Here is a 6,819-nt window from a genome sequence, read left to right on the forward strand (position 1 = left end):
AAGCACTCCTTACCGCTGTATAATCGGTCAATAACGAAGTCCCCCGAATCCGTTTTTTTCGCCGAGAGGTTCATGGCGACCGAATCTTCCCGTCTCGGAATGTGTCCGAACTGCGGAAACAGTATCACCAGTGGCTATCTTCTCATCGAGTACGACACCGAGAATGGGTCAGAACGGTTCGCCGAATGTCCGTCCTGTGAGGATATCGTTCACCCCGCTCACTGAGCGAGGAACGTCGCAAAGAATTCGAGCGCGAACGCGAGGGCGAGACAGAACGCACCGACGCGACCGATCCACGTGTACTGTCTGACTTCCATCGGCGAGATGTCGAGGGTGTAGTCGTTGTAATCAGGGTCATACTCGATGTAGTTCGGTACCTGAAAGAACTCGAAGAAGACGAGAACTGCACCGAGAGCACCCAACGCATATCCCGCCAGTTCGAGTATAATCGGAACGTCGACCATACAGAGTGGGCGAAGGTAGCGGACAAAAATCCACCGCTCCGAGCGTTTATATTGGAAGACGAAACCACTTCGCTCCGTGTCCGCCAAAGTCGCGTTCGCGCTCCTCTTGGTGCTTGCCGTTTCCCCGGTATCGGCGTTCGGGATAGGGTCGGGACCGGGGACAACTCCCCCCACGGAATCGACCCCTGTCTCGGCATCGACTCCCTCCTCGGCGTCCGTTTCGGCCTCTGCGTCACTCTCGACGAACCGCACGCCGAGAATCGTCGCCGTGTACCCGAATCCGGTGGCGATGGACGATGCGGGGGAGTTCGTCCTCGTAGCCTTCCAGAACCGAACGAACCTCTCTGGATGGGCGATTTCGGACGGCGAAGCAACCGCCGACCTCCCGGACCGAACCGTCTCGGGGCGTATCGCGTTCTCCACGGCACCGAACCGTACCCAATCGCTCACCTCGTTTCGAACCCTCCCGCTCTCGAACCTCTCGCTCGCGAATTCGGGTGAAACGATCACGTTGTGGCGAAACGAGACTGTTCCCCAGCGCGTGGACGTGGTCAGCTACGCCGATGCCCCGGACGGGGAGTGCTGGCGGCGGAAGACGGAGAAGTGGCGTCCCTTGGGCGCGACGAACCTATCAATCGCTCGCGCCGACGCCACAGGCGTCCGCACGTTCGTGCTCCCGGACGACCCGGAGGTCCCCGCGCACGTCCTCCAGAATGCGAGTCATCGAATCCTATTGGCCGGATACGCGTTCACCTCCCGTCGCATCGCGGACGTCCTCATCGCGGCGGCCGACCGGGGCGTGGACGTTCACGTCGTCGTCGATGACGCGCCGGTCGGCGGTCTCTCGACGCGGGAGGCGACCGTCCTCGACGACCTCGCCGCTCACGGCGTCACCGTCGAAGTCATCGGCGGAAAACTGGGGCGGTACGACTTCCATCACGCGAAGTACGCCGTCGCGGACGACGAGGCCGTCGTATTGACCGAGAACTGGAAACCGGCGGGGGTCGGCGGCCACGCCAGTCGCGGCTGGGACGTCGTCGTTGGTGGCGACGCCGCGACCGACCTCCGGGAGGTGTTCGCCGCCGACACGTCGTGGAACGACACGGTTTCGTGGTCGAAGTTCAGGGCCGGGCGGTCCTTCACCCCCGCCTCGCCCGCGAACGGAAGCTACCCGACGCGGTTTCGTCCGAAGCGCGTCCCCGTCGATTCCGTGAGCGTTCTCGTCGCGCCCGACAACGCTGAATCGGGCGTCCTCTCGCTCCTTCGCTCGGCGAACGAGTCGATTTGCGTCCAGCAGATGACGGCAGGTGGCATCGACCAACCGTTCGTCCGTGCGACGCTCGCCGCCGCCCGCCGCGGCGTCGAAGTCAAAATCCTCCTCAGCAGCGCGTGGTACGTCCGCGACGACAACCGACGGGTCGCCGACTGGTTGAACGAACGGTCGGACGACGAGGAACTTCCCCTCCACGTGAAACTCGCCGACCCGGACGGCTACGAGAAAATTCACGCCAAGGGCGTCGTCGTGGACGGACGGCACGTCGTCGTCGGCAGTCTGAACTGGAACAACCATTCAGTCCGCGAGAACCGGGAAGTCGCCGTCGTCCTCCACGGGGACGCGGCCGGTGCGTACTACGGACGCGTGTTCACGGCCGACTGGGGAGATGGCGAAAAGACGTTCCCGGTCGGTCTCGCCGCATTCGTCGTAATCGGCGTCGCTGGCGCGGTATGGATCGCAAAACGGGAGGTTCGATTCGAGTCAGAACGCTAAGCCAGCGGGGAGTTCAGTCGTCTTGCTGGTGTCCGACCGTCGTGCTCTGCAGGTCCTCGTCGAGTTCCGCATCGGCCATCTTTCCGACGAGTGCGTCGAGCACCTGCTCGCGCATGCCCTTGACGAACTTGATACTCCCGACGACGAGGTGACCGCCGCCGCTGACGCCGCCGCCGACGACCTCCTCGTTGAGTTCCGTGACCATCTCGGGGATGTCGAGGCGCACGCCGTCGCTTCGGAGGACGGCGAAGTCCGGGCCGTAGCCGATGGTGATGACGGGGTCGCCCGTCTCCTTGACCTTGCGGTCGTGGATTTCACCGGTCGTCTTTCCTGGCGGCGGGTAGGTAAACCGATAAGCGTGATTTTCGACGTCCACGCGGTAGAGGTGCGCCTCGCTCGCCAACCGTTCGTGTTTGACGTGGGGCATCGCGGCGTCGAGTTGCTGTTCGGTGTCCTCCTCGGCGCGGTCGGAGAGGAACGAAACGAGTTCGCGGTGGCGTTCCTCGTCGTCACATCCGACGTTGAGCACGTCGTTGATGAGGTTCCGTCCGGGGTCGTACTTCAGCCAAAACGCGCTGTAATCGAGCGCTTCACCCATGTCCGAGAGGAACTCCTCGTCGTAGCCTTCCGACTCGGCGAGTTCGATGTACTCCGTCATCGCGTCGGCCTTGGAGCGGTCGGAGATTCCCGCGACCGCGGGAACGTGGCGGAGTTCGTCGGTGATGTCGGGCCAGATCATCCGCGCGAGTTCGACGCACATCATACCCGTCGTGATGCGGTAATCCTCGTCGTAGAGATACGGGTTGACGTGGCCGTCGATATAGGGGTCCACCGCCTCGGGGTCGGGGTGGTGGTGGTCGACCACGAGAATCGGAATGTCGTAGTGTGCGAGGTTGGCGTACGCGGGGACGTCCTCCTCCGTGCTTCCGTTGTCGAGCATGAGCAGAAGGGGGAGCTTCTGGCCGTGTCGGGCCTGATCTTCGAGCGCGAAGTTCAGGTCGCGGGTCACGTCCTCCATCTCGTAGAACGGTGCCTTGCTCGGCAGGCGCTTGAACAGGTGGCGCTTGGCCTCGGGCGCTTGGTGGGTCTCCTCGATGAAGCGGCGCAGCGCGAGTTCGACCGGGAGGCTCGCGCACATACCGTCACCGTCGGCGTGGTGCCGAACGCGAATCGGTCGGCTTTCGAGCACCGTGCGGCGGAGCTGTTTTGCGATTTCTTCGAGGTCGGGGAACAGCTGTTCGAGCGCGGGCCACTCGATGAGCGGCTCCACGTCGTGGGGTTCCGCTCGCTCGTCGAGCGCCGTCTCGATTCGGTCGCGGACGACATCCTCTTCCTCGCCCTCCAGCGCGGTGAGGGACGCGACTTCGACCTGTAGCGCACCGTCGCGTTCTTCGACGACGCCGACGAGGTGGACGAGGTCCTCGATATCGATTTCGGGGTGTGCACGGACGCCTGCCTCCTCGAACGCGGCACAGGGGACGACACCCGTGTGGTCGCTGACGTGGAAGATCGTCGGGCCGCCCGTCTGTTTTATCTGGACGACTTCGCCTTCGAGGTGGACGGTGTCACCGACCTGCTCGCCGAGGCTGCCGGTCTCGGCAACCTCGTACTCGTGGGCGACGGCGACGGTTTCGGGGTCGTCGATATCGACCGGCGTGAAACTCAGGTCGCCGTTGTCCCGTACTTCGACGAGTTCGACGACGAGTTCGTCGCCGACGTCGTACGACGTAGAGAGATTCGATTCGTGAACGAGACCGGAAACCGAGTCGGAGAGGTCGACGAACACGCCGTAGTCGACGACACCGTTGACGACAGCGTGATACAGCTCGCCCTCAGACGCATCGGAGAGAGTACAATCCGCCGCGAGTTCGTACACGACGGGAGTATCCGGTCCACCATCGGGACCGTCTTCAGCGGGATTCATCTTGTGCATTCTTTCGGCCGCACTATTTTTAACGCTTTGCAACTGCTCCGCCCGCGAACCGATTCCACCACAGTTGTTCACGACGGTTCGCCCCGCCAGAGACGACCCGCTCCCTTCGCAACGTTTAGAACGCGGGCGGACGGAGTGTAGCACATGCGGCTGTTCCGGTCGAACGAAATTCTCGGTATCGCGGAGGGCGCACTGACGTTCGCGCTCGAAGCCTCCCGCGATGCCCATCCGAACGAGTACATGGGCTATCTCCGTGGCGAGGAGGCGAGGAAACTCGGCCTCGACCGCGACGGCCTCGTCATCACCGACGTACTCGTCATGCCCGGCACCGAGTCGAACAGCGTCAGCGCGACGGTGAAGACGAGCACCATCCCCAACGACATCCGGGCGGTCGGGTCGGTGCACTCGCACCCGAACGGCGTCCTCAGGCCGAGCGATACGGATTTGGGGACGTTCCAGAAGGGAACGGTCCACATCATCATCGGCGCGCCCTACGAGCGAAACAGCTGGCAGGCGTTCGACCGACACGGAGAGCCACAGCGACTCGACGTGCTCGACGTGGAACTGCCCGAGGCGGAATCGTTCTTCGACTTCACGCAGGCGGACATCGACGAGGAGCTGAGAGATAAGTGACACACGTACTCGCACAGGGAACCTTCGACATCCTTCACCCCGGCCACGTCCACTACCTCCGCGACGCCGCGGGGATGGGCGATCGACTGTCGGTCATCATCGCGCGTCGGGAGAACGTAACGCACAAGCAACCACCGATTCTGTCGAATCGCCAACGCCGGGACATGATAGAAGCGCTCGGCGTCGTGGACGACGCGCTCGTCGGCCACCCCGAGGACATCTTTTCCCCCATCGAAGACCTTGACCCGGACATCATCGTGTTGGGCTACGACCAGCACCACGACGACGCGGCCATCGAGGCCGAACTCGACCGACGCGGAATAGAGTGCGTCGTTCGGCGCGCTTCGCCGCTGGATCCCGACGACGACGAACTGCTCTCGACCGGTCGAATCATCGACCGAATCTGCGAGGAGCGCTGCTGAATTCGGACCCGACCGTCTGGTACTGATTGGCACTGATTAGCACTGGTTGGTACCGTTCGATGGAAATCAGCTTCGTTCCGTGCGATGTTGATCGATACTGGTCGGTATCGTTCGTGATGTGCCCCGCTGAATCACGTTTCGAGAGACATATACGACGGGAAATCGGAGCGTAAAGCATGAACCGCCGAGCGTTTTTGGCCGGAGTCGTCGGCGCGACATCCGCCACCTTGGCAGGGTGTTCGAGCGTGATGAACATGGGGTCCGGGTCCGGTTCGGGCGGCGACTTCGACATCGGGATGAGCGCGATGGCGTTCCACCCGGAGACGTTCGAGGTGGAAGCCGGAACGACCGTCGTCTGGAAGAACACGGGAATGCGACGCCACACCGTCACCGCCTACGAGGACGGCATCCCGGAGGACGCCGAGTACTTCGCCTCCGGCGGCTACGACGACGAGCAGACCGCCCGCGACGCGTGGATGGACGGCAAGGGTGCGGTAGACCAAGGGACGACGTTCGAGCACACGTTCACGATACCCGGAAACTACGCCTACTTCTGCATTCCGCACGAGAAAGCGGGCATGTCCGGGACCATCGTCGTCAAAGAGAAGTGACCGCGAAGTAATTGCCGTCGATTGACCGCGAAGTAATTGCCGTCGATTGACCGCGAAGTAACTGCCGTCGGTTTTTGCTCGATTAAAAAAAACGAAACGCGAAGCGTCGTTTAGACTTCGGCTTCTTCTTCGTCCACGTCCACGGAGGTCTCCTCTTCCTCGGCGACCTCTTCGGGGTGGGCTTCCAGCGTCGCTTTCTGGATTTCGACGCGGCGAAGCGGGTAAATCGTCTTCGCGTCGCCGTAAATCGCGCTGGAGAGGCGACCCTCGACGACGCTGTCGATGAGGTCCTGGAAGGTGTGGTCCTTCGCGGCGTCCTGCACGATGTCGATCATCGTGCGGCGGATGGCCATCTCCTGACTGTGGTCCGCCTTCTTCGTCGTGAAGGCGACGGGCTGAATCTGGACGCGGTAGTCGTCCGAGGTCAGCACCGTGACGTACGCCTCGACCTTCGAGGCGCCGCGTCGAACGAGACTGCGGAGGTAGTCGCGGGTGAGTTCGTGGCGGACGAACTCCGTGTACGCCGCGTCGCTACCCACGTCGTTGATCTTGAAGACCAACTTCGTGTTGTTTTCGCTGGCGTTGTTCGTCAGTTCGCCGAGCGTTGTTTCGATGGTGCGACCGAGCACCTTCTCCGGTTCGTCTGCGGGGGTCGTTCCAAGCTCCTCTCGGTCGAACTGCTCGGGAGCGAGAACGGTGTACCACCGCTTTTCCTGTGATTTCTTCGAGACTGATCGTTCACTCATAGTTCGTGTTTGTGTGTTGGTTTGCCGTCTGTACTACCTGTGTTGCCACCGAGAGGTTCACGACGTAATCGTCGATGGTCGTCTGGAGTCCGCCGGACGTCTCGCGTTCGATGGTCGTCAGTATCGCGCCGTCCTCCACCCGCGTTTCGATTTCGGGCGTGTTGTCCGGCACGACTGCCGCCGCGATGCGTTCTGCGTCCTCCACCTCCGTTCGAATCGTCGCTCGTCTCATAGCGCCTCCC

9 protein-coding genes are annotated in these 6,819 nt (G+C 62.4%); 5 read left to right on the top strand and 4 right to left on the bottom strand.

Going from position 1 to position 6,819, the window contains the following annotated elements; genetic code table 11:
- Window positions 1-72: 72 nt before the first annotated feature.
- Complete coding sequence (locus tag BG842_RS29705; protein ID WP_175424110.1) at window positions 73-225, top strand: hypothetical protein; 153 nt, start codon at window positions 73-75, stop codon at window positions 223-225.
- Here the strand turns inward: BG842_RS29705 and BG842_RS31320 are convergent.
- Window positions 219-464, bottom strand: coding sequence for a hypothetical protein (locus BG842_RS31320; RefSeq protein WP_073096504.1), 246 nt, complete (start codon window positions 462-464; stop codon window positions 219-221). The genes BG842_RS29705 and BG842_RS31320 overlap by 7 nt on opposite strands.
- A gap of 76 nt (window positions 465-540) precedes the next feature.
- Between BG842_RS31320 and BG842_RS08810 the strand changes: the two genes are divergently transcribed.
- Window positions 541-2,232 (top strand): phospholipase D-like domain-containing protein, encoded by a 1,692-nt coding sequence (locus tag BG842_RS08810; protein ID WP_254663007.1) that lies wholly within the window; start codon window positions 541-543, stop codon window positions 2,230-2,232.
- Between the two features lie 13 nt (window positions 2,233-2,245).
- Here the strand turns inward: BG842_RS08810 and BG842_RS08815 are convergent, their stop codons facing one another.
- Entirely contained in the window at window positions 2,246-4,165 is a 1,920-nt protein-coding gene (locus BG842_RS08815; RefSeq protein WP_069450478.1) for a DHH family phosphoesterase, read from the bottom strand.
- 144 nt (window positions 4,166-4,309) lie between these two features.
- On the opposite strand from BG842_RS08815, the gene BG842_RS08820 reads away from it, so the two are divergent.
- The 3 genes from BG842_RS08820 (at window position 4,310) to BG842_RS08830 (ending at window position 5,831) form a co-directional block, all read left to right on the top strand.
- Complete coding sequence (locus tag BG842_RS08820) at window positions 4,310-4,798, top strand: Mov34/MPN/PAD-1 family protein (RefSeq protein WP_069450479.1); 489 nt, start codon at window positions 4,310-4,312, stop codon at window positions 4,796-4,798.
- On the top strand, window positions 4,795-5,220 hold the full coding sequence (locus BG842_RS08825; RefSeq protein WP_069450480.1) for an adenylyltransferase/cytidyltransferase family protein: 426 nt from the start codon (window positions 4,795-4,797) through the stop codon (window positions 5,218-5,220). The genes BG842_RS08820 and BG842_RS08825 overlap by 4 nt, the downstream gene beginning before the upstream one ends.
- Before the next feature lie 176 nt (window positions 5,221-5,396).
- Window positions 5,397-5,831: a plastocyanin/azurin family copper-binding protein gene (locus tag BG842_RS08830; RefSeq protein ID WP_069450481.1), complete on the top strand. Its 435-nt coding sequence runs from the start codon at window positions 5,397-5,399 to the stop codon at window positions 5,829-5,831.
- Between the two features lie 110 nt (window positions 5,832-5,941).
- Here BG842_RS08830 and BG842_RS08835 read toward each other — a convergent pair whose 3' ends face one another.
- Together BG842_RS08835 and BG842_RS08840 are read right to left on the bottom strand one after the other, a co-directional pair.
- A complete protein-coding gene (locus BG842_RS08835) occupies window positions 5,942-6,577 on the bottom strand; it encodes a 30S ribosomal protein S3ae (RefSeq protein WP_007980256.1) in 636 nt (211 codons plus the stop codon).
- A complete protein-coding gene (locus tag BG842_RS08840) occupies window positions 6,570-6,809 on the bottom strand; it encodes a KEOPS complex subunit Pcc1 (protein WP_069450482.1) in 240 nt (79 codons plus the stop codon). The genes BG842_RS08835 and BG842_RS08840 overlap by 8 nt, the downstream gene beginning before the upstream one ends.
- Between the last annotated feature and the right edge of the window lie 10 nt (window positions 6,810-6,819).

The sequence above is a fragment of the Haladaptatus sp. W1 genome (assembly GCF_001723155.1).
Lineage (GTDB): Archaea > Halobacteriota > Halobacteria > Halobacteriales > Haladaptataceae > Haladaptatus > Haladaptatus paucihalophilus.

What these genes read in the sequence shown, in the direction of transcription:
- BG842_RS29705 (WP_175424110.1), top strand. Translation starts at nt 73, where the DNA reads ATGGCGACCGAATCTTCCCGTCTCGGAATGTGTCCGAACTGCGGAAAC.
- BG842_RS08815 (WP_069450478.1), bottom strand. Translation starts at nt 4,165, where the DNA reads ATGCACAAGATGAATCCCGCTGAAGACGGTCCCGATGGTGGACCGGAT.
- BG842_RS31320 (WP_073096504.1), bottom strand. Translation starts at nt 464, where the DNA reads ATGGTCGACGTTCCGATTATACTCGAACTGGCGGGATATGCGTTGGGT.
- BG842_RS08835 (WP_007980256.1), bottom strand. Translation starts at nt 6,577, where the DNA reads ATGAGTGAACGATCAGTCTCGAAGAAATCACAGGAAAAGCGGTGGTAC.
- BG842_RS08830 (WP_069450481.1), top strand. Translation starts at nt 5,397, where the DNA reads ATGAACCGCCGAGCGTTTTTGGCCGGAGTCGTCGGCGCGACATCCGCC.
- BG842_RS08840 (WP_069450482.1), bottom strand. Translation starts at nt 6,809, where the DNA reads ATGAGACGAGCGACGATTCGAACGGAGGTGGAGGACGCAGAACGCATC.
- BG842_RS08820 (WP_069450479.1), top strand. Translation starts at nt 4,310, where the DNA reads ATGCGGCTGTTCCGGTCGAACGAAATTCTCGGTATCGCGGAGGGCGCA.